Below are 21,788 nucleotides of genomic sequence, written 5' to 3' on the forward strand. Positions count from 1 at the left end.
GAAAGCGACTTCTGCCATACTCCACATACTATACAAATAGTTCAATTCAGCTCTCACCCATCAGCATAATTATTTCCATACCATGAGATCGCCGTCACACTCGGATATTCCACCCCACCCACATACCATCAGAATCACCATTTTGATACATCATGAATAGCATCGATCCACAAAACACAAGCAAATCATCTCAAACCACAAAAAGATAAATAACAACCAATAATTATCAATATAAATCAACGACTTAAAACGCAAAAGACAAAGGCAACCCAATAAGAACAGATTTTAAACACCACATAAAACACAATTTACCGACCCAAAAACAGCCAAAACCAGACACTTAAATTGACTTTTTACCAGCAAATTCACATTCAAGCTTGCCTAAAAGCCAAAAATAGTGCTATTCTAATAATCAAGACGTGATTAGCAGCAAGATAAGGAGCCTACCTATGATTACAACATCTCAAAAACAAGGGCTTATGATGATCGCAGTGGTTGTCGGTTTAATGACGCTGCCTGTAATCTACTAAGCAAAAAACAAATTCAAAAAAAGGTGCCCAGGGGCACCTTTTTTCGTTTTTAAACACAGAATATAAAAAAGAACAGACGAACCAGTCATCAACCGGTAATACTGATTGGAATAAAGTGAAGTAAAATCAAGGGGTCAGGTTAATACGGTGCCAGTGCTCGGAATAAAACCATATCGCCAGGCCGGTAAAACCAAGTACAACCAGAACGGCTACCGTCCAGACAAAGCGCCCGCTTCGCGGAGTCAGCTCATCTTCACAATCCCGGCATGCCGCCAGAAAGCCGGCCTTATCATCCAGCTTGTAACCTTCTTCATGCACCGTCTTGTTACGCACAGACGCGATAAAACGCAGTTTAGGTATAATTTCATGCGGCAAGCGCTCTTCACAGCTGGAGATCAACTGATGCAGACCTTTACCTTCAGCATGGTAATGTTGACGAAGTAAGTGCTCAATGCGTCTTGAGCGAGTCACGACGAGTTCAATATTGGCCATAAACAGACCTCCTTTCCGCTCTCTTCTTTTTACCTTACCGTGACTTGATAAGCATGCCCAGCACAATAACCGTGATTTACATTGTTTTAATAACTGTTTGTACCCAAAGAATAATCTTCATCCTAACAGCGATTGCCTTAAAGCATACTTGCCATTAAATCTTTGGCTAAAACCCACGGAGATCACGATTTGTCTCTCTGAAAGTTCTACCCGGGCCACCACTCAATAATAATGGCTCCCACCCGGTTGTTCGAATCACCAAGGAGATCCCCCATGCCCATATGGATTATGCTGGCGCTGGCAGCCCTGCTTATCATTTCTATTCTGTACTATGTTCGTTTTTATCGTCGCCATATGCTGGGAGAACATGCTCCCGAGCAAAAGATCGAAGTCGAGGTGCTCGACAAGCAAAGTGTTGCGATGGAGTACGCCCAACCCGGTGAAGAGAATGAAGAGTATTGGCTTTATGTGCAGCCCCGCAGCGGCGGGCTACGACGTGAATTTAAAATTGGTATCCACTACTACCATGCTCTCAACTCCGGCGACCGCGGTATCCTGACCTACCAGGGCACAACCTTTCTTCACTTTGCCCTCCAGCGCGACTGAGTAATTCCGGCATACAGTAAACCCGAGTCCCGCTAAGGTACCAACCAGGCTGTTTTCGGGTGTTTACCCAGCCCCCAGCTGGCCAGCAGTGCCAGGGCTGTGCAGATCACAGTCCAGAACGGGATCGTGATAAGTGGATGGGCAAAGTAAAGATTGTACTCGCGTACTGGCCACAAAAAGATGGGATGCAACAGGTAGATCCCCAAGCTATAACGGCTCATAAAGGCTGTCCGTGCCAGCCAGGCAGAAGACAGGCGCTCACCATAATGCCGGCACAAAGCAAATACCATTGCCGCAATCATGGCTGTATTCAAAGTTTTATAAGATAGCCAGCGACCAACGGTATATTCCCCGGCTGAAAGGCTGTTATTAATCACCATATAATCGGTCAGCAACAAACCGCCTCCCCCAAGCACTACCAACCACTTCAATGACGGCCACTGATAGTGATACAAACCATAGCCCAAAAGTAAGTACCCGCTATACAAAATAAGCTGGTGCCCCCAGAAGCCATCGATTTTCAGCAGAAACAAAGTGGTCAGAACCAACCAGACACATGTCAGCCCAATCACCCCACCCTGATCCGTACGCTGGACATAATGGCGCAGAAAAGGCACAACAAAATACAATGGGATGAAGTAGTAGAAGAAGCCCAGGTGATAGTAGGTCTCATGAGACGGCATTGCCTTGAGGGTTTCAAAGGCGGTTGCGGCAGTGTATCCCGCTGCAGTCAGCCCCGATAAGGCAGCATAGAATAGCGACCACACCAAAAACGGAGCCAGCACCTTGCCAAGCCGTCGTCTGACATAATACTGAAGATCAAACTCGCGAGTATCAGAAAGCATCAAGGCGCCGGTGATCATAATAAAAACCGGCACCGCCCAGCGACTGAAACTGTTAAAAGTAATTGCCGTGATCCAGCTGCTATCAGGTATCGCTCCAAGCTGGTCGCGATAAGGGCCAAGCACGTGGATCACCACCACCGCAATAGCCGCTACACAGCGCATCACATCAAAATAGACAATCTTCTGCCTCACCTGCCAATCTCCTGAGCCGACCGGTTAACCCTTTCAGTACCAGCTCTTAATATAGCAGTCAGCCAGAGTAAGTACCTGAACTTACTCTGGCTTTAAGAACTCACTAACAGAAGTATGTCATTAAGGCTGCTGGCGTGTCGCCGCCAGAACAATCTCACGAATACACAGGTTCTGCGGCTGCTGGTAAGCAAAACTGATCGCATTGGCAATATCGCTTGGTGCAATCACGCCACCCATCCCCTCTTTCCACTCTTCATAGCCAGCCTTGATTTCATCGCTGGTGGTATGGCTCAGCAGCTCAGTTTCAACCGCACCCGGTGCAATGGTAATAAAGCGTACATTGTCATCAGCAACTTCTTCACGAATATTTTCCGTAATCGCATGAACAGCAAACTTAGTACCGCAATAGGCGGCATGGCTCGGGAACGTCTTGCGACCCGCGATAGAACTAATATTGATCACAGTTCCGTGCTGGCGAGCCTTCATTGCAGCCAATACCACATGGATACCATTGAGCAGACCCAACACGTTCACATCAAACATGGTTTTCCACTCGGCCGGATCCTGCTCATGTACCAGTCCCAGTAGCATCATACCGGCGTTGTTGATCAGGCAATCAACCGGGCCGTATTGTGCTTCGGCTTCTTCAACGACAGCAGCAAATGCCTTTGCATCAGTCACATCAACCTGACGGCACAGCGTATTCGGCAACTGCAGGGCTTCAAGACGCTCAACACGGCGAGCCAGCAACAATAATGGGTGACCTTCTGCAGACAACTTGCGTGCCGTCGCTTCACCGATACCCGAGCTTGCACCAGTAATGACAATCAGAGACTTAGACATAGTAAAAAACCTTTGTAGTAGACAGAGAAAACGGAATCAACGGCCGGCATCAAGTTGATGGCGCTACTATATCGGGCTTGCGGAACGGGGGAAAATACCGATTTCTTCTGTTTACCATAAGTTTTATCTATGGATAGCAGCATGCCTGGCTTTTGTTTTTGTCCGGTTAGCCGCTATCCTGTGGAGATTATGACGGCCTGATAGCTAACGAGTTACCCTATGGATTTACGCCTACTGCGCTTTTTTGTTGCGGTCTACGAAGAAAAAAACATTACCCTGGCAGCAGAGCGCTGCTTTGTATCACAACCGTCTATCTCTAATGCAATCAAGCAACTAGAAGAGGAACTCAACACCAAGCTGTTCATACGACACAAAAAAGGGGTCGATCTTACGGACGAAGCCCACTACCTCTACCCGCTGGCCATCCGGCTACTGGGGGATATCAACCGACTACCTAAACTGTTCCAGCAGCGTACTGAATACCTGCCACTGAAGCTGGCCAACTTTCCCGACCTGAGTCAGTCACAACTGGCCAGAGTCTTTGCCGAGCTAAAACAACATATTCCCAACTTATTGCTGGAACTGGTCGATCACGATGCGACGGCCGATGCCCGGCTGACCCTGGATATGTTTAAGGCTGAAGACGAGATCTTCCTGCCGCTGTGGGACGAGGACTACCTCCTGTGCATGCAACCGGCTCACCCCCTGGCCACCTTAGACAAGGTTCTGCCAGAGCAGCTCCACCAGCATGACTTCATCGAGTGTCCCCCCTGTGAAGCCCACCAGCAAACCATCGGCTTGCTGGCCTGTGATGGCCTCGAGGTTAACCTGGTAGCCAAAGCCGAGCATAAAACCCAGGTCATGCATCTGGTTCAGGCTGGCCTTGGGATCTCCTTTCTCCCGACCGGTGTACTGGAAACATCCAACCAACTGGTAACCGTCCCGCTCGACGGCCCACGGATGTTCCGCCGCCTGGGCCTTTGCTACCCGGCCAACAAAACCCTCAATCCGGCACTTAGCGCTGCCGTCAAGGTGCTGAACCAGTATCAGGGCACATAAACAAAAAGGCGGTGACAAGCCAACCTTGTCACCGCCCTGAAAAAAGCCACAATCAAAGACTCAGGATGCAGGCTCATCCGGCCTGTCTGAGGCATTCAGGTATTGCATCGACCAAGCCAGTGCCTGGTGAAAACTTTCCACCACAATCTCCTCATTGAGCTTCAATGCCTGACAACATGCACTCACTTTGTCCCAATCGGCCTGCTCATAAGCATCGAGTAAAGCGAGGATCTGACCCAACTCTCCTTGGCGGTTCAGCAAAGCCTCCTGAACATCAGGCTCCAGCGGTAATAAGGCCAACAACTGCTCCAACGAGTTATCCAGCAGTGCATCAAGCAAGGAAAACAGCCCTGTCAGGAATGCCTTGTCCTTTAATATTGCCAAGCGGCTGGAAACTGCCAGCATCTCGCACATCCGTGCCCGCTGCAGTGACAATGAATACAACTCCTTGGGCTTATCGATCGCCGCATGGGCTGTCGCCACGGCACTGACGAAAATCTTGATTTTCTCTTGGCCAAGATAAACCAATGCCTGTTTGAACGAGCTGATCGGCTCAATGACCCGCTGTGTCGACGAATTCACATATCGCAACAGCAAATAAGACAGTGACACATCACTGGCAATAATCTCCTCGACCCGGCTGAAGTTCACCTCTTCTCGGCAGATTTCCTGCAGCAAACGAACTGTCGTCAACTTTTCCGGCTCAACCTGGCGGTTTTTCAGCAACTCCGGTTTGCTAAAATAGTAGCCCTGAAAAAAATGGAAACCGGCCTCAAAAGCGGCAGCAAAATCTTGGTGAGTTTCGACCTTCTCTGCCAGGAACTTGATCTTGCGGGCGCGGTTTTGAATAACGAACCAGCAAGCCTCCTCAACACCGACTTTCATCAAATCCAGTTTGATAATATGAACATAAGGCAAGAAGCGCTGCCATTGCGGCTCCATCTCGAAGTCATCCAGGGCGATCACATACCCCTGGCGATAAAGGTGCTTGATAGCCAGGAACAGCTCTTCGTCCGGGGTGCAGGTCTCCAGTACCTCGATGATCACCTTGCGCTTTGGCAACAGCATCGGCAGCAAACGGATCAGGCTCTCCTGGGGGAAATTGATAAAGGTACGCTGGCCAGCCGTGGCCGGGTTATCCCCGACAGCCATGTAATTCTCAACTAACAGCCGGCAGGTCGCCTTATTGGCCTCAATAATTGGAAACGCATTGTTTTCCCCGTCACGAAACAACAGCTCATAGCCGACCGTACGTTGCTGGCGGTTAAAAATAGGCTGGCGCGCGACATAAGAGTACATGATGCCCAGGTGGTTCCTTAATAGGTTGAAATGCAGACAGAATGTCTAAGCTGATTATAACAGCCCAAGTATACGTCTACCGCATACATTAAGCACGAGCCGAAGCAAGCAGCGCCCCGCAGCCGATAAACATTGACCCAAACAGGCGATTTAAGCTGCCCATCACCTTATCTGAACGAATATACACACTCAATCTTGATGCCAATGTGACATAACACAACATCACGACAGCATCGACAGCCAATGTCGTGATTCCCAGCACCGCCAGCTGCACATGCTGCGGCTCAGCCGGGTTAATAAATTGAGGAAACAAGGCAACCAGGAAAACAATGGTCTTCGGGTTGGTCAGGTTCACAACCACAGCCCGGCGAAACAGTTGTCCGGCCGACACGCTATCAGCTAGTACTGTCAAATCCAATGATGCCTTCTCACGCCACTTCTGGATACCCAGCCACACCAAGTAGACCACCCCCACCCATTTGATCAGAGTAAAGGCCAAGGCTGATTTAGCGACAATAGTACCAAGACCAACACCAACCAATACGATATGGAAAGCCATACCAACTTGCAGGCCAAGAATCGAAGCGAGGGATTTACGCCAGCCGTACATCACACCATTACTAATGGAGTTAACCGTGCCCGATCCCGGAGCCAAACTAAACACAATCGCCGTAGCTAAATAAGCCAGCCAAACTTCGATACCCACAACAACTCTCCAAAACCAGTGCAAACCTTTATGCGCGCCAGGCGCAGCCACCATTCAAACAGCTCAACCAGTACATACCGCACAAAACGGCTACAAGTTAACAGTAGTTCAATCACTAAAGCAACGCCCTCATAGGGAATGGGATCACTTTACGTTATACTGAACGTAGATTTTGCCATTAGCTGATGCGGCTGACCGCACATAATAACCCTCTGAAATAGTTTCATTAGCCTGAGAAATACCATGACAGTCCAACCTCCGCACTATTTTCACTTTACCCAGGAATCTCAGTTCAGCGATACCATGGCAGGCCCTGTTGCGGAATTATGGCAACACCGTCTGGAAGGCATGTTCGAAGGCGTTGACCGGGTGAATGTCGGCTGGGTTAGCCTGACAGGCTTCAACCACGACAAAGCAATAATTGTGGTCAACGGCCGGATTGAAAGTTACTGGAAATACCAGGAGCTGTTTTACGATTTAGTTCAGCAGGGCTACGATGTTTTTGCCCTCGATCACCGCGGCCAGGGCGTTTCTGACCGAATGGCGGAAGATTCCGAGCTGGGCCATGTCGAAGAGTTCGACCACTATGTCAGCGACCTTAAAACCTTCTTTGATACCGTGATCGCCCCAAAAGATTACCAGCAACACTTTATGCTGGGCCATTCGATGGGCGGAACAATTGCCAGTCTATTCATGGCCGAGCACCCATCGCTGATTAATAGCGCTGTTCTTAGTGCCCCGATGCACGGCATCAATATCAACAACTGGATGAAGCCGATTGCCTCGCCGCTGGCACGGGTCGTCGAACAGCTGCAAAACCAGCCAGACTACGCACCCGGCCAAGTTCCTTACTACCCGAAGCCTTTTACTGACAACCCGCTGAGCCAGAGCCAAATCCGCTACCAGTGGTTCCGCGACCTATATGAACAAAAACCAGAGCTGAAAATTGGCGGCCCGAGTGCGCGCTGGGTCTGGCAGGGCCTGGCCGCTGCCAAGCGCAGTATTGAGCAGGCATCAAAAATCACTGCTCCAGTTTTACTGCTCCAGGGCAGCGCCGATCATATTGTCGATAACAGTGCCCACACCCTGTTTTGCAAAGCAATGCAAAAAGCCAAACGCTCCTGCCAGCTTACCGTCATCGACGGTGCCCGCCATGAGTTACTGTTCGAAGTCGACAAGTACCGCCACCCAGTTCTGGCAGCTACTATCAACCACTTCAGGAAAGCGGAAGAAAACAGGGAATAAAATAACCTCTTTTCTCTGGCATAAACTGGTTTAAAATTGAACTCAATTTCCCCTTAACCACCGTGGCTAAGGGGTCTCCTGTTCCTTCAGCCGAGATTTTCCATGTACAAAATTGTTGCTTCAGATCTGGATGGTACCCTACTGACCCCTGACCATAAAATCGCCCCTTTTACCAAGCAAGTGCTGAACCAACTGCACCAGGTAGGCAAGGACTTTATCTTTGCCACGGGACGCCACCACATTGACGTTGCCGGCATGCGCGAACACTTGGGGATCCCAGCCTACATGATCACATCTAACGGAGCCCGGGTTCACAACAGCAAGGGCGAAGTCATTTTCCAGCAAGATGTTCAGCCAGAAGTGATTAGCAGTATCATTGAAATGACCAAGCACGATCCCGAGCTGAAAATCCACATCTACCGCAACGACGACTGGTTGCTCAATGCCGAAGACCCAACCTTGCAAGATTTCCATGATGAGTTCAGCTACCAGCTGTTCGATGTTAACAACCCGCCGCTGGAAGGTGTCGCTAAGGTTTTCTTCACCCGTGATGACCGCGACCACGATAAACTGGTTGAGTGGGAAGACCGCCTCAATGCCCACTTCGGCCAACAGGCCAATATTGCCTTCTCAACCCCATGGTGCCTGGAAGTAATGGATGCCAATGTTTCCAAAGGCCATGCGCTGGAAGCCGTTGCCAAAGAGAAAGGCTACGGACTGCAGGACTGCATTGCCTTCGGGGACGGTATGAATGATGTCGAGATGCTGAGCATGGCCGGCAAGGGGCTGATCATGGAAACGGCCCATGACAAAGTAAAACAGGCCCTACCGGAAAACAACGTGATCGGTGCCTGCAACGACGAAGCCGTTGCCCACTACCTGGCCAACAACCTGCTGTAATCCAAAAATTACTTTGATGCAGAGCCACTGTATCTTCGCCAATTCGGGTTACTCTCTAACGGCTGAGAACACTCTGCTTGGATCAGTTTATTGGTTCACTGGATATAAAACAAAACGAGCACAGGAAACCACCTGTGCTCACCTATCCTTTTCCTATAAAATCGGAAAACGGCTAAAACTGTCCTGTCATCTGCAAGATCTCATTCCACTGGGTTTCAGTTACCGGCATGATGCTGAGGCGGTTACCACGCTTAGCCAAAGGCATCTCCGCCAACGCAGGGTTGGCCTTGATACGTTTGAGCGACACCAACCTCAGATGTCGCTGATATTCAATATCAACCATCACCCAGCGTGGATTGTCCGGGTCAGATTTTGGATCAAAAGACAGCCCATCAGGTTCAAACTGGAAATGGTCCGGGTAAGCCTCCCGAACGACAGTCGCAATCCCCACCACCCCGACATCCTTACAGGATGAGTGATAGATAAAAACCTGATCGCCAACCTTGACCTCATCCCGCATCATATTACGCGCCTGATAGTTACGAACGCCTTCCCAGCAGGAAACTTTTTGCTGTTTCAGGGTGTCTATCGAAAAAGTATCCGGCTCTGTTTTAAATAACCAATAGGCCATAATTATTCTCGTTATAGTAATGACTTTACTGCATCTCAGCCTAACATACCGAGGGAATCGAATGACACACCTGCGACAGGCAACACCAGCCGCCATTCTATTGGCCTTGCTGGCCGGTTGCACCACTACATCGACGTCCGAACCAGTCAACATCACTCCGGCCGGCAACCAGCAAGCCACTGCCGATGGCAGTAAGGTCCAGGCCTTTATGCTACGGGGAACCGTTGTACTTGGCCACGAATCCAACAGCATCCAGCCCTGTGGCAGCTCCAAGCAGTATTGGCTCAGCACCCCGCTGGCCGATAGGCAAGCACTGGCAGCAATCACTCACCCGGGCTATGCCCCTATGTATGGCGAGTTTATCGGCTACCTTGAGCCGGCTCCGGCCAAGGGGTTTGCTGCTGACTATGACGGTCGATTTCAGGTCAAGCAAATCAACCTGATTTCAGCAGAAATGAGCCAAGGTTGCGCCCAGCTTCCACACACTACCCGCGCCTTCGGCCATGAGCCGGGCTGGGTTGTCGAGATCGACGGCGACCAGGCCAACCTGCTTCGCCCTGACAACCAGCGCCAGCAACAAGCGATTACCGACAAACATATCCTCACCGGCCAGCAACGCTACCAAGGCGAGGTATTCCAGCTCGACCTGACCAAAGGCCGTTGCAACGACACCATGAGCAACTCACTGTTCGGCTGGCAGGCGAACCTCCGTTGGGAAGGAAACAATTACCGCGGCTGCGCTACGTTAGGGGCAACAGATATTACCCTTCATTGGATCGGCCGCTACCAAGGGACTTCATACAGTGGCGGCAACCCGACCCTGACGACCACCGTTACCCTTAAACCAGACCACACTGCAACTACCCGTTATGACTATCCGTCCGGGGATCCGAGCACCCACGAAACCGGCTTCTGGCAGCAGGTAAGCGATAACTCAGTCCAGGTCGTAATGACCAAGCATCAGGGAAGGCGGCTGATCAGCGAGCGGCGGTTTGTCCTCGACGGTGATCGCATCACTACCCGCGAAGAAACCGTTAACGGGCAGACCTACAGCCTCGGTGATAACGGCCTGGTCCTGAAAAAACAGTGATGATGGCAGCCTCAATTGCCCTTGCTGCCGGGGATGTGTCACACTCCCCGGCAGCTTTGATTAACCATGAGAATCGACTATGTCCTGTCCCCGCTGCGGCTTCCGGCACAACTGTATCTGCGCAGCCGAACCGCAACTCAGCTGCGATGCCCGCTTTATACTGCTGACTCACCCTAAAGAACTCAACAAGGACACCAACACCGGCGAACTGATGCTGCGCACCCTGCCCGACTGCCAACGCTATATCTGGGACAGGGTTAATCCACCTGTCGAGTTGCTGGAGCAAATTAACAGCTCCCGTTACCGCCCCTGGTTACTGTTTCCAAGCGACGAACAGCACCCTGCCGTGCCATACCAGGCGAAAGAAGGCCAAACCGATCTCTTCATCCTGCTAGATGCCACCTGGCAAGAAGCCCGGAAAATGGTCCGCAAGAGTCCATGGCTGGCGCAGCTGCCACGCCTAAGCCTGACACCAAGATCAGAGTCAAGCTATCAGCTACGGCGAAACCAGCAGACCGGAAACCTTTGTACCTGCGAAGCCGGAATTGCGCTGCTGGAACTATTGGGTGAAGGCGAACAAGCCACACAACTTCAGCAATATTTTCAGTCATTTCTCGATACTTTTCATGCCGACAAAAGCGGGCATGCCAAATAGCCACGATGAAATTATGTGTATAATTTTACCGCCACTTTCTTCGAAGGATGATTTTAACCGCTATACTTAAAACCGACTGACTAGTCGGTTTTTTGTTAATCAGGCACACAGGCAGCGAAGGAGCAAGGCAATGACAGCGGTAGAAAACGTATCCCCCGAACGCTTGGACAGCGCCGTAATGGATAAGACCCTACAGGAACAACGGGCCCGTTTCATGGCTGCTCCCATGCCGACACTGCAACAGCGACGCGACAAACTCAAAGCGCTTAAACAATCTCTTCTGAAATTCAAGCAGCCACTGTGCGATGCACTTAACCGGGACTATGGCAGACGCAGCCAGCACGATAGCCTGATGGCCGATATCCTGCCGTGCGTTATGAACATCAACTACACCCTCAAGCACCTAAAAAAATGGATGAAGCCGTCCCGTCGCCACGCCGGAATCCTGCTGGCTCCAGCCAAGGTTGAAGTGATCTACCAGCCCCTAGGCGTAGTCGGTATCGTGGTGCCTTGGAACTTCCCGGTTATGCTCAGCATCGGTCCGCTGATCTCAGCCGTTGCCGCCGGTAACCGGGCAATGATCAAACTGAGCGAGTTTACCCCGCAAACCAACTCAGTGCTTCGCCAGCTACTAAACGAAACTTTCAGCCACGACGAAGTAGCCGTGTTTGAAGGCGAGGCCGATACTGCTGCGGCCTTTACTGCCCTGCAGTTTGATCACCTGCTCTTTACTGGCTCCACCGCCGTCGGCCGCCATGTTATGCATGCAGCCGCTGACAACCTGACCCCTGTCACCCTGGAGTTGGGCGGCAAGACACCGACTCTGATCGCGCCGGATATGCCATTAGATACCGCCGTAGAACGGATGATTTACGGTAAAAGTATGAATGCCGGCCAGATCTGCGTCGCCCCCGACTACGTACTGGTTCCCGAGAAAAAAGTGGATGACTTTGTTGCTGAATATCAAAAACAATTCAGTGCCATGTACCCGGAAGGCGTTGTCAGTCAGGACTTCGCCTCCGTAGTCAACGAGCGCCAGTACCAGCGTTTGCTCGACTGGCTCAACGAGGCCAAGGACAAAGGTGCCAAGGTGATCCCATGCCACGACCGGGCCCGTATTGACCAGCAGCACCGGATGATCACCCACCTGGTCCTCAATACCAGTGATGACATGACTTTAATGCAGGAAGAAATTTTCGGTCCGCTGCTGCCAGTGATCCCCTATAAGCAGCTCGACCAGGCTCTCGAATATATCCGCCAGCGACCGCGCCCACTGGCTCTCTACCTGATGAGCTTCGATCCGACCTTGCAGCAGCAGGTCAAGGCGACCACTCATTCCGGCGGAATGTGCATCAACGAATCCCTGTTTCACGTTGCAGCCGATGACGCCCCCTTTGGCGGAATCGGTCATTCCGGCATGGGGCATTACCACGGCAAGGAAGGGTTCGAAACCTTCTCCAAAGCCAAAACCGTCCTTAGCCGCGGCAAGTTCACAACCGCTAAGCTCGTCACCCCGCCCTACGGCGGTTGGATCCAAAAACTGATGCTGGCTTTTTTCCTGCGCTAGCCACTGCGCGCACTCCCGGCCCCGGATGATTTCAAAACCGGGGCCCAACTGACCGACAACGGGTACTATGGGCTATAGCAAAAAACAGCAAATTCTCGACAGCGCACTTCGGCTTTTTGTCCATCAGGGAATTCAGGCTACCTCGACGGCCAGCATTGCCAAGGAGGCCAATGTCGCAACCGGCACCCTGTTCCACCACTTTCCCAGCAAGCAAAGTTTGGTTCTTTGTCTCTATAGCAGCATCAAATCAGAATTGGGCGAAGCCATGCAGCAATGTCCTCATCAGCAAGCTCCCCGCCAGCAAGTACGCCATTACTGGCAACAAGCCCTGCAATGGGCACAAGCTAATCCGGAAAAACTTCGCTTCCTGCTGCATATCGCCCACGACCCACAGTTTTATACCAGCCAGCATCAGGAGCTGATGGTGGCCACCATGAATTTCCTGGTTGAACAAATCAAACAAGCCCAGCACCAACAGCTGCTCGCCCCGCTACCGCTGGATCTTGTCCTCAACTTCTGCCACAACCATTACCTGGCCTGCGCGAATTTATTTATCGAACAACCTGATCTGGCCCACCAGCGCAGCTATCAGGACGGTGCATTCCAAATTCTGTGGCAGGGGCTTTCCCCAGTTAAAAGCTGAGGCATCAGTCCCTGGCATTCACAATTTCAGCAGAGACAAAAACGGCGCCCGAGGCGCCGCTTGTTACTTCTTAGCTTCTTTTATCTGTGTAGAATCTATTATTATTCCTACACATTATCAGGCATGCTGCCCGGCAACAAAGCCAGAGCTCCATGCCCACTGGAAGTTATAGCCTCCCAGCCAGCCACTGACATCCATCACTTCACCGGCAAAATACAGGCCTGGAACCTTTTTCGCTTCCATCGTCTTAGAAGAAAGCTCATCGGTATCTACCCCGCCCAAAGTTACCTCGGCAGTACGGTAACCTTCGGTGCCGTTTGGCGCGATCTGCCACTGATGGAAATAGTCTGCCATTGCCGTAATGTCTTTCGGATTGAACTGCTTAAGCGGCTTATCCTGAATATCACCACGGGCAATCAACACTTCAATCAGGCGTTTTGGCAGCAGGCGAGACAGGGAGTTTTTCAAGCTCTGATTCGGGTGTTTCTCACGCATAGTGGTCAGTGTCTCAGCCAGTTCCAGTTCCGGCAACAGGTCAATCTTTACCTTCTGCCCCGGCGTCCAATAAGAAGAGATCTGCAAAACCACTGGGCCTGACAACCCGCGGTGGGTAAATAGCAAGTTTTCCTTAAATGTCGTACCGTCTTCTGCCTCGACAACCGCCGGGATCGCAATCCCTGACAGCTCAGCAAAAGCCACTTTCTCTTCCTTGTGCAGGGTAAACGGCACTAGGCCGGCAGTGGTCGGCACCATCTTCAGGCCAAACTGCTCGGCAACCTGGTAACCAAACGGGGTTGCGCCCAGCTTAGGCATCGACAGGCCACCAGTCGCCACTACCAGTGATTCACACTCTACGGTGTCGGTATTCAGCTTGAGGCTAAAACCGGCCTCAGTCTTACTGATATCATGAACATCACAACGGTAACGCTGCTCAACCGTCGGCAGGTCACACTCCGCCAGCAGCATACTGACAATCTCTTTGGCGGAATCTTCACAGAATAACTGACCATGATCGCGCTCCTCATAAGCGATGCCGTGCTTGGCAATCATGGCAATAAAATCCCACTGAGTGTATTGCGACAATGCCGATTTGACGAAATGCGGGTTACGGCAAACATAGTTGTTGGCAGCCACGTCATAGTTGGTGAAGTTACAGCGACCGCCTCCCGAGATCAGGATTTTTCGCCCCGGCTTCTTACCATGGTCAACCACCAGCACCGAGCGGCCTCGTTTGCCGGCTTCAGCCGCACACATTAGCCCTGCCGCACCGGCCCCTATAATCACCACATCAAACTTGTCTGCCATCTCAGTACCGTTCTTGCTAACCAGTTATTTCACAAAATCTTTTTTGCTACGCAATGAAAAAGGGATGCCAGAACCGATTGGTCTGCATCCCTCATAGCTCGGGCTATTCTACCTACCCGGGCAGCGAATACCAAACTGAATCCGTTACCGCACGGCAGAAGCCAGCATCTCTTCCCTGACAGGTTCGCCATCCGGTAAGTGGACCGTTGTGGTCGGGAAGGCAAAGCCCGCTTCATGGTTCCGGACAATCTCGACAATCTTCAGCATCACATCTTGCTGGATTTCTTTATAGGCAACCCAATGGGTGGTTTTGGTAAAGCTGTACACTAGTATATCGAGCGAAGACGGGCCGTAATTATCAAAACTCACAATAATCGTCTGGTTAGTATCGATATCAGGGTGCTGCTGAAGCATCTGCTTGATGTCACGCACCACATCCCCCACGACCGCCGCATCCTGATAGCGCAGACCTATCTTCTGTTTGATCCGACGGTTAAGCATCCGCGACGGGTTCTCGACCACAATCGAGCTAAATACTGAGTTGGGTACATACAACGGGCGTTTGTCGAAAGTACGGATCACTGTCATCCGGAAACCAATACGCTCGACCGTCCCCTCAATATGGCGGTCCGGACTACGGATCCAATCACCCAGCTTAAACGGGCGATCAAAGTAAATCATGATCGCACCGAAAAAGTTGGCCAGCAAATCTTTGGCTGCCATACCGACAATCAGGCCACCAACCCCACCAAACGTCAGCACCCCGGAAAGACTCAGCCCCAAATTCTGCATCATCACCAATCCGCCGATCACCAGCACAAACAAGCGCAGGATCTTGGAAATCGCGTTGATGGTCGTGACATCCTTCGCGGTTTCGCTAATTGCATTTTCAGCATTGGTGATCAGCCGCAACAGCACCCAGATAAAGGTCCAGACCAACATAAGATGGCGCACGACTGAAAGAAAATCTGAAGGGTAATCGGAGGTATTGTCGATAATAACCCCGATAGAAAATGCCGCTGGCCATAACCAGATCAGCCAACTCACCGGACGACGCACCGCACCAACCAACGCATCATCCCACACCAGGCGAGTTTTATCAGCAGCCACAGTCAGGTGGCGGGTAACCATCAACCACATTGCCCACAGACAAGCGCTAAGCAATAACAGCAAGCCGACATTCGACATCCAATCGTGACTGACCCCTTGCTCCAGGGCATTCCACCATTGATACACTCTGTTCATAGAAACCGTCTTTCATACTCCAATTCAAACGGCGATAAACTAATCGCAACCAGTTGAACTGGCAATAAAAAAACGCAACCTATGCAGCAAATGACACATTTGTAGCCAATTATACCCAAGCAACCCCAAGATGCAGGATTCAGAATAAATCCTGCATGTTCAGCGCAAGGAGAATGAGAACGCTTGGGGAGTTCAAATACCCAGGTAGGCCACGACAAAAATGGCAACGATAAAGACCATCAAGAAAGTACTTGCCAGAATAAACAGCTTGCGGACCTTAATACATTTTTCCATGAATACCGGATCATGGTGATTCTGGTACTGCTGGCTACGGATATAATGAAACAGGCGAATTTGCTTGGACACATTCCCGTGGGAAGAGAAAAACCCCGGTCCGTCAACCTGTTGGTAAAGCAGTGGATCACATTCGCGCATCACCGCAAGTAAGGTACGCAAGGTACTTACATAGCGAGAAATATTAACGACTGCGACCAAAAAGAGAGCGAATAAGAGTGCATCACCACTAATCATAACAACCCCCGAAACTGAGATGCTGGCAGGGTCATTGAGGGGCGTGACAGGCACGCCCACGCCACTATTAGCCAGCCTGTGTATCCATTACCGATGTGGACTCAGCTTTTGCCATCTCGGCAAGATCCTTATCGATGAAGAACAAGGCTTTACCGTCTTCACCCACCAGTTCAATCTTATCTAGAATGCCTTTGAACAATTTTTCTTCTTCGTGTTGTTCAGCCACATACCACTGCAAGAAGTTAAACGTAGAGTAGTCCTGAGTTGTAAACGCAACATGAGCCAGTTTGTTAATCTTGTCAGTAATAAACTGCTCGTGTTCATACGTTTCGCGGAATACCTCACCCAGAGATGTGAACTCGTGCTTAGGTGCTTCAATCGCACCCAGGATTGGCATCGCACCGGTTTCACTAACATACGTAAACAAACGCTGCATATGTTCCATTTCCTCAACGGCATGAGCACGCAAAAATGCGGCGGCACCATCGAAACCCTTATCTTCACACCAGGCACTCATCTGCAAGTAAAGGTTCGAAGAAAAGAACTCCAAGTTGATTTGCTCGTTGAGTTTTTCCACCATTGCTTGAGCTAACATCTTACTACTCCTATATATTCTAGTTTATACCAATCTCACCGTTAGGTATGAAATCGTGGATAAACCATTGTCACAATGCAAAGTTGATAATGCAACTCAAAGAAATAGCCAAGATTAATTATCCGGCTCACCCTCCCAGCTTCCCAACACAAGCACCACCTCAGACCTTTAATACCAAACTGAATAATAAGAATTTGAACTACCTTCCTGCACAGCCTAAGCCAAGCCTATCAGGATGCGATCTGAGCGATATTATTCAGCGAAACTCGGTGCTAGCATGAAAACAACATAATAAGGATGAAGGAGCAAAAGGTATGGCATACAAACATATACTGGTCGCAATCGACCTCTCGGATGACAGCTACACCCTGGTGACTAAAGCCGCTAACTTAGCCCGTGAACTCGATGCCAAACTGTCCCTTATCCATATTGACGTCAACTATGCCGAGCTCTATACCGGGCTGATTGATATCAATCTCTCCGATGCCCAGCACCGGATGGCAGATGATGCCCAAAAGCAGCTACAGTCTCTGGCCGCCAAGGCCAACTACCCGGTTTCCCATACCCTAGTCGGCAGCGGCGATCTCAGCGACGAAATCTGCCATGCGATCAATGATATTGATGTCGAGTTGGTTGTCTGCGGCCATCACCAGGACTTCTGGAGCAAAATCCTGTCGTCAGCCAAACAGCTGCTCAACCATACCCCAGTCGATCTCTTGATGATTCCGCTAAAATAAGCTCACGCTTCCCATCAAGCCGGCGATCACTTGCAATGGTCGCCGCGACTCACCCGACCAGCAATACCCACATTGATTATCCATATTTCAGCACAGCTAATTCCGTTACACTACGCTATATTTTTATGGATTTTAGCTAGTTATTGATATGGGATATTTATCTGCAGTCACCCTGCTCTGGGCTTTTTCCTTCAGCCTGATCGGGGTTTACCTGGCCGGGCAGGTCGATGCCTGGTTCTCAGTACTTACCCGGGTCGTCCTGGCAGCACTGGTGTTTCTGCCATTCCTGCGAAAACAACACCTGCACCCCAAGCTGGCTCTCAAGCTGATGGCCGTCGGCGCATTCCAGCTCGGGCTGATGTACTGCTTCTATTACCAGTCGTTCCTTTACCTGAGCGTGCCGGAAGTCTTACTGTTTACTATCTTTACTCCGATTTATGTCACACTGATCTACGATCTGCTACATCGACAGTTTTCAGCCTGGTACCTGTTAACCGCCGCCATTGCCGTCATCGGCGCCGCGGTGATCAAGTTTGAAGGGATCAACGAGAACTTCATTATAGGTTTCTGCATCGTCCAGGGCGCAAACCTGTGCTTTGCTATCGGTCAGGTCGGTTACAAACGAACCATGGAGCAAGAAAACGCTGAGCTACCACAGCATACGGTCTTCGGGCTGTTCTACCTCGGCGCCATCTGCGTCGCCCTGCCCATGTTTCTGCTGTTTGGCAATATCGACAAACTGCCGACCACAAACACCCAGTGGGGGATCTTGCTCTATCTCGGCACCATAGCCTCGGGGCTTGGCTATTTCATCTGGAACAAAGGGGCAACCCTGGTTAACGCCGGCGCTTTGGCCATCATGAACAATGCTCTGGTTCCGGCGGGTCTTATTGTGAACATCGTGATCTGGAACCGTGAGGTCGACTACCCGCGCCTAATCATCGGCGGAGTGATCATCATGGCATCACTGTGGGTTAATGAAACCTGGGTAAAGCGAAAGGTGGAAATGGCCCGAGCGTAAGTTCAAGTCACTTGATAAAGAAAAGGCGAGACAGATGTCTCGCCTTTTTACTTAGATAAATGCAAATGCGTCAGCAAACATCCGGTCTCGTTCAGCACCTTTTTCAGCAGTGAACTGCTCACGCGCCGCGCCAGCCATTTCAAAACGACCACAAAGATAAATGTCATAAGCTGACAGACTGACGAAGTCATCGCTAACAGCTTCCAGTACATTACCGGTTTTGCCCTGCCAACCATCCGGAGCGGTTTCAACCACCGGTACATAAGTCAGGTTACTGTGCTGCTCGGACAGTGCCAGAAGCTCATCGTGCGCATACAGCTGGCAGGCATCACGTCCCCCCCAGTAAACAAAAATCGGCTGAGACACTCCGCGGCTCAGACAGTTATCCAAAATACTGCGAACATAGGAAAAACCGGTACCGCCGGCAATCATCAGCAGCGGTTTGTCGCTGTTTTCTCGTACCCACGCCTCACCGTGCGGGGCCTCAATCTCAAACGGATGGCCATTGTCCTTGGCTGCCTTCATTGCCTCAACCACTTCAATCGCATACGGATTGTGCTCAGCAGCACCGATATGGAGCTCCAGCTCACCTTCACGACAAGGGCTGCTGGCAATCGAGAACGGACGCTTATCCTTCTCTCCCATCACCGCCAGCAAATACTGGCCCGCTTTGAATTCAATCTTATGTTCGGGCTGCAACAGAATACGGTAAGTATTGCATGCTAACGATTCTACTGACTTAACTTCACATTTGATGGACATTGTATTCCTCTAGTCTAACTCTAGTGCCAAGTCACTTTTGACCGTGGCCTGGCAGGTAAAGATCCAACCTTCGGCTTGCTCCTTTTCAGTAAGCATAGGCTCAAGCTGGTAACTTATCTCGCCAGATATCTTTCGGCACATGCCCCGACCTGACACCGGTTAGGAAACGCGACGCCTGCATTGAGCGCTGCCTGCAACACCGTTTCCTGCTCATCAGCAGTAAACGTAATATCATGAGGCAACAGGCGTACTTGGTGCATATAGATTTTTCATCAAGCCGGGTTACCAAGGTAATCCGGCCACATTCTTATTTGTTTAAATCTGGCTTAATCCAGAATTTCCAGCTCATCCCAGATCGCGTCAATTTTGGCGACGATATCCGGGTCTTTGCTGATAGGAATTCCCCATTCACGATCAACCTCACCCTGCCACTTATTGGTAGCATCCAGCCCCATCCTTGAGCCCGTAGGACTATTGCCTACCAACAGGGTATCGCGACTTGGATCCATCCGGGTAGTAACCGCCCAGATGACATCGTTCCAGTCACGCGCATTCACATCATCATCACAGATAATGATGAACTTGGTATCCATATGGGGATCCAATAACGGCCAGATGCCATTCATGACACGCTGGGCATGGCCTGCCGCGGTTTTCTTGATGGTCACAATGGCCATCCCGCTAGTATCGGCTTCCGTCGGTAAGTAAAAATCCACAACCTCCGGAAATTGCTTCAAGACGGAGTGAGTAAGCACTTCGCTATCAAACAGTTCTGTTGACGGGCGAATGGACACGGGCGAAGTCGCGGTTTCAGCTTCCCATTTTATTGTTGCGTCCAGCCCCATCTTAGAGCCAAGGCCAACAACCGGCGAAGCAAAATCCAGTGAATCGATCGGGGTATTTTCAATCATCACCGTATCACGCGCTGGGTCCATCCGGGTTGTCATTGCTTGAATAACACTATTCCAGTCGCGCGCGTTGACGTCATCGTCACAGACAATCACGAACTTGGTGTACATGAACTGGCGCAGGAAGGACCATACCCCCATCATCACCCGCTTAGCATGGCCCGGGTACTGTTTCTTCATTGTCACCACAGCCATCCGGTAGGAACACCCCTCCGGCGGCAGGTAGAAATCGACAATTTCCGGGAACTGCTTTTGCAGGATCGGCACGAACACCTCGTTCAATGCCACCCCCAGCACCGCCGGTTCATCGGGCGGGCGGCCGGTATAGGTACTGTGGTAGATAGGATCCTTGCGCATCGTAACGTGTGTAATGGTAAACACATGATGGCGCTCGACCTCATTGTAGTAGCCGGTGTGGTCGCCATAAGGGCCTTCGTCGGCAAACTCGTTCGGATCGATATAGCCTTCCAGCACGATTTCGGCACTGGCTGGCACTTCCAGGTCATTACTGATGCTTTTAACAACCTCGGTCTTACTACCCCGCAGCAAGCCAGCAAAGGCATACTCCGACAGAGTATCCGGCACCGGCGTTACAGCCCCGAGAATAGTCGCCGGATCAGCACCGAATGCAACCGACACAGGGAACGGCTCACCAGGATGGGTTTCCATCCAGTCACGCAAATCCAGCGCACCGCCACGGTGGGCCAGCCAGCGCATGATGATCTTGTTCTTGCCCAGTTTCTGCTGGCGGTAGATCCCCAGGTTCTGGCGCTTCTTATTCGGCCCTTTCGTGACCGTCAGGCCCCAGGTCAACAGCGGTGCGACGTCGCCCGGCCAGCAGCTCATCACCGGGATTTTATCGAGGTCGACGTCATCGCCTTCCCAAACCACCTGTTGGCATGGCGCCTTACGCAGTCGCTTGGCAGGCATGTTCAATACCTGCTTGAACACCGGCAGCTTATCGATCGCATCACGGAACCCTCGAGGTGGCTCAGGCTCTTTCAGGTAGGCCAGCAATTTACCGACATCACGCAGCTCCCGGACATCCTGCCGGCCCATTCCCATCGCCACTCGCTCAGGGGTGCCATATAGGTTAGCCAATACCGGCATGTCATAGCCGATCGGGTTTTCAAACAACAGGGCCGGACCGCCCGCACGCAGCGTTCGGTCGCAAATCTCGGTTATTTCCTGGTTCGGATCGACAGGCCGCTTAATACGTTTGAGCTGACCTCCCTGCTCCAGGTAGTCAATGAACTCTCGCAGATCCTTAAATTTCATAGGCTCGTTGTTATCCACTCAGCTGAACGCGACAGCTCCCGGTCGGCCACATAACCTGCCGGGAACTGTAAAAAAGTAGAATCATTATAACGAGTTGTTAACC

22 protein-coding genes and 1 pseudogene are annotated in these 21,788 nt (G+C 51.0%); 10 read left to right on the forward strand and 13 right to left on the reverse strand.

The window, feature by feature from the left end:
• Positions 1–656: 656 nt before the first annotated feature.
• A complete protein-coding gene (locus tag Q0852_RS08990; protein WP_299017291.1) occupies positions 657–1,022 on the reverse strand; it encodes a DUF4145 domain-containing protein in 366 nt (121 codons plus the stop codon).
• Positions 1,023–1,295: 273 nt separating this feature from the next.
• On the opposite strand from Q0852_RS08990, the gene Q0852_RS08995 reads away from it, so the two are divergent.
• Complete coding sequence (locus Q0852_RS08995; RefSeq protein ID WP_299017293.1) at positions 1,296–1,628, forward strand: DUF2500 domain-containing protein; 333 nt, start codon at positions 1,296–1,298, stop codon at positions 1,626–1,628.
• Positions 1,629–1,660: 32 nt separating this feature from the next.
• On the opposite strand, the gene Q0852_RS09000 is transcribed toward Q0852_RS08995, so the two are convergent.
• Both Q0852_RS09000 and Q0852_RS09005 read right to left on the reverse strand, forming a co-directional pair.
• A complete protein-coding gene (locus Q0852_RS09000) occupies positions 1,661–2,665 on the reverse strand; it encodes an acyltransferase (protein WP_299017296.1) in 1,005 nt (334 codons plus the stop codon).
• Positions 2,666–2,785: 120 nt separating this feature from the next.
• Complete coding sequence (locus Q0852_RS09005; RefSeq protein ID WP_299017299.1) at positions 2,786–3,508, reverse strand: SDR family oxidoreductase; 723 nt, start codon at positions 3,506–3,508, stop codon at positions 2,786–2,788.
• A 219-nt stretch (positions 3,509–3,727) separates the two neighbouring features.
• On the opposite strand from Q0852_RS09005, the gene Q0852_RS09010 reads away from it, so the two are divergent.
• Positions 3,728–4,567 (forward strand): LysR family transcriptional regulator, encoded by an 840-nt coding sequence (locus tag Q0852_RS09010; RefSeq protein WP_299017302.1) that lies wholly within the window; start codon positions 3,728–3,730, stop codon positions 4,565–4,567.
• Between the two features lie 60 nt (positions 4,568–4,627).
• Here the strand turns inward: Q0852_RS09010 and Q0852_RS09015 are convergent, their stop codons facing one another.
• Positions 4,628–5,866, reverse strand: coding sequence for an EAL and HDOD domain-containing protein (locus Q0852_RS09015; RefSeq protein WP_299017304.1), 1,239 nt, complete (start codon positions 5,864–5,866; stop codon positions 4,628–4,630).
• 88 nt (positions 5,867–5,954) lie between these two features.
• Positions 5,955–6,572, reverse strand: coding sequence for a homoserine/homoserine lactone efflux protein (rhtB, locus tag Q0852_RS09020; protein WP_299017309.1), 618 nt, complete (start codon positions 6,570–6,572; stop codon positions 5,955–5,957).
• A 243-nt stretch (positions 6,573–6,815) separates the two neighbouring features.
• Between rhtB and Q0852_RS09025 the strand changes: the two genes are divergently transcribed.
• Both Q0852_RS09025 and Q0852_RS09030 read left to right on the forward strand, forming a co-directional pair.
• On the forward strand, positions 6,816–7,817 hold the full coding sequence (locus Q0852_RS09025) for an alpha/beta fold hydrolase (RefSeq protein ID WP_299017312.1): 1,002 nt from the start codon (positions 6,816–6,818) through the stop codon (positions 7,815–7,817).
• A 102-nt stretch (positions 7,818–7,919) separates the two neighbouring features.
• Complete coding sequence (locus Q0852_RS09030; RefSeq protein WP_299017315.1) at positions 7,920–8,717, forward strand: Cof-type HAD-IIB family hydrolase; 798 nt, start codon at positions 7,920–7,922, stop codon at positions 8,715–8,717.
• Positions 8,718–8,889: 172 nt separating this feature from the next.
• On the opposite strand, the gene Q0852_RS09035 is transcribed toward Q0852_RS09030, so the two are convergent.
• Positions 8,890–9,348, reverse strand: coding sequence for an EVE domain-containing protein (locus Q0852_RS09035; RefSeq protein WP_299017318.1), 459 nt, complete (start codon positions 9,346–9,348; stop codon positions 8,890–8,892).
• A 61-nt stretch (positions 9,349–9,409) separates the two neighbouring features.
• Here Q0852_RS09035 and Q0852_RS09040 point away from each other — a divergent pair, with 61 nt between their 5' ends.
• From Q0852_RS09040 to Q0852_RS09055, 4 genes are all read left to right on the forward strand, one after another.
• Positions 9,410–10,438: a hypothetical protein gene (locus Q0852_RS09040; protein WP_299017321.1), complete on the forward strand. Its 1,029-nt coding sequence runs from the start codon at positions 9,410–9,412 to the stop codon at positions 10,436–10,438.
• Positions 10,439–10,517: 79 nt separating this feature from the next.
• Entirely contained in the window at positions 10,518–11,093 is a 576-nt protein-coding gene (locus Q0852_RS09045; protein WP_299017323.1) for a tRNA-uridine aminocarboxypropyltransferase, read from the forward strand.
• Positions 11,094–11,223: 130 nt separating this feature from the next.
• Positions 11,224–12,660 (forward strand): coniferyl aldehyde dehydrogenase, encoded by a 1,437-nt coding sequence (locus Q0852_RS09050; protein WP_299017325.1) that lies wholly within the window; start codon positions 11,224–11,226, stop codon positions 12,658–12,660.
• Between the two features lie 67 nt (positions 12,661–12,727).
• Positions 12,728–13,303 (forward strand): TetR/AcrR family transcriptional regulator, encoded by a 576-nt coding sequence (locus tag Q0852_RS09055; protein WP_299017327.1) that lies wholly within the window; start codon positions 12,728–12,730, stop codon positions 13,301–13,303.
• Between the two features lie 117 nt (positions 13,304–13,420).
• On the opposite strand, the gene Q0852_RS09060 is transcribed toward Q0852_RS09055, so the two are convergent.
• The 4 genes from Q0852_RS09060 to ftnA form a co-directional block, all read right to left on the reverse strand.
• Positions 13,421–14,608: an NAD(P)/FAD-dependent oxidoreductase gene (locus Q0852_RS09060; protein WP_299017329.1), complete on the reverse strand. Its 1,188-nt coding sequence runs from the start codon at positions 14,606–14,608 to the stop codon at positions 13,421–13,423.
• A gap of 144 nt (positions 14,609–14,752) precedes the next feature.
• Entirely contained in the window at positions 14,753–15,853 is a 1,101-nt protein-coding gene (locus Q0852_RS09065; RefSeq protein ID WP_299017331.1) for a mechanosensitive ion channel family protein, read from the reverse strand.
• 192 nt (positions 15,854–16,045) lie between these two features.
• Complete coding sequence (gene uspB, locus Q0852_RS09070) at positions 16,046–16,384, reverse strand: universal stress protein UspB (protein WP_299017333.1); 339 nt, start codon at positions 16,382–16,384, stop codon at positions 16,046–16,048.
• Positions 16,385–16,451: 67 nt separating this feature from the next.
• Complete coding sequence (gene ftnA, locus Q0852_RS09075; RefSeq protein ID WP_299017335.1) at positions 16,452–16,979, reverse strand: non-heme ferritin; 528 nt, start codon at positions 16,977–16,979, stop codon at positions 16,452–16,454.
• A gap of 314 nt (positions 16,980–17,293) precedes the next feature.
• On the opposite strand from ftnA, the gene Q0852_RS09080 reads away from it, so the two are divergent.
• Together Q0852_RS09080 and Q0852_RS09085 are read left to right on the forward strand one after the other, a co-directional pair.
• A complete protein-coding gene (locus tag Q0852_RS09080) occupies positions 17,294–17,716 on the forward strand; it encodes a universal stress protein (protein ID WP_299017339.1) in 423 nt (140 codons plus the stop codon).
• Positions 17,717–17,864: 148 nt separating this feature from the next.
• Entirely contained in the window at positions 17,865–18,737 is an 873-nt protein-coding gene (locus tag Q0852_RS09085; RefSeq protein ID WP_299017341.1) for a carboxylate/amino acid/amine transporter, read from the forward strand.
• A gap of 51 nt (positions 18,738–18,788) precedes the next feature.
• Here Q0852_RS09085 and fre read toward each other — a convergent pair whose 3' ends face one another.
• From fre to ubiD, 3 genes and pseudogenes are all read right to left on the reverse strand, one after another.
• Positions 18,789–19,499: an NAD(P)H-flavin reductase gene (fre, locus tag Q0852_RS09090; RefSeq protein WP_299017344.1), complete on the reverse strand. Its 711-nt coding sequence runs from the start codon at positions 19,497–19,499 to the stop codon at positions 18,789–18,791.
• A 9-nt stretch (positions 19,500–19,508) separates the two neighbouring features.
• Positions 19,509–19,759 (reverse strand): annotated as a pseudogene (locus Q0852_RS09095) (2Fe-2S iron-sulfur cluster-binding protein).
• A gap of 66 nt (positions 19,760–19,825) precedes the next feature.
• A complete protein-coding gene (gene ubiD / locus Q0852_RS09100) occupies positions 19,826–21,685 on the reverse strand; it encodes a 4-hydroxy-3-polyprenylbenzoate decarboxylase (RefSeq protein WP_299017346.1) in 1,860 nt (619 codons plus the stop codon).
• Positions 21,686–21,788: the final 103 nt, after the last annotated feature.

This window comes from uncultured Photobacterium sp. (genome assembly GCF_947502415.1).
Lineage (GTDB): Bacteria > Pseudomonadota > Gammaproteobacteria > Enterobacterales > Vibrionaceae > Photobacterium.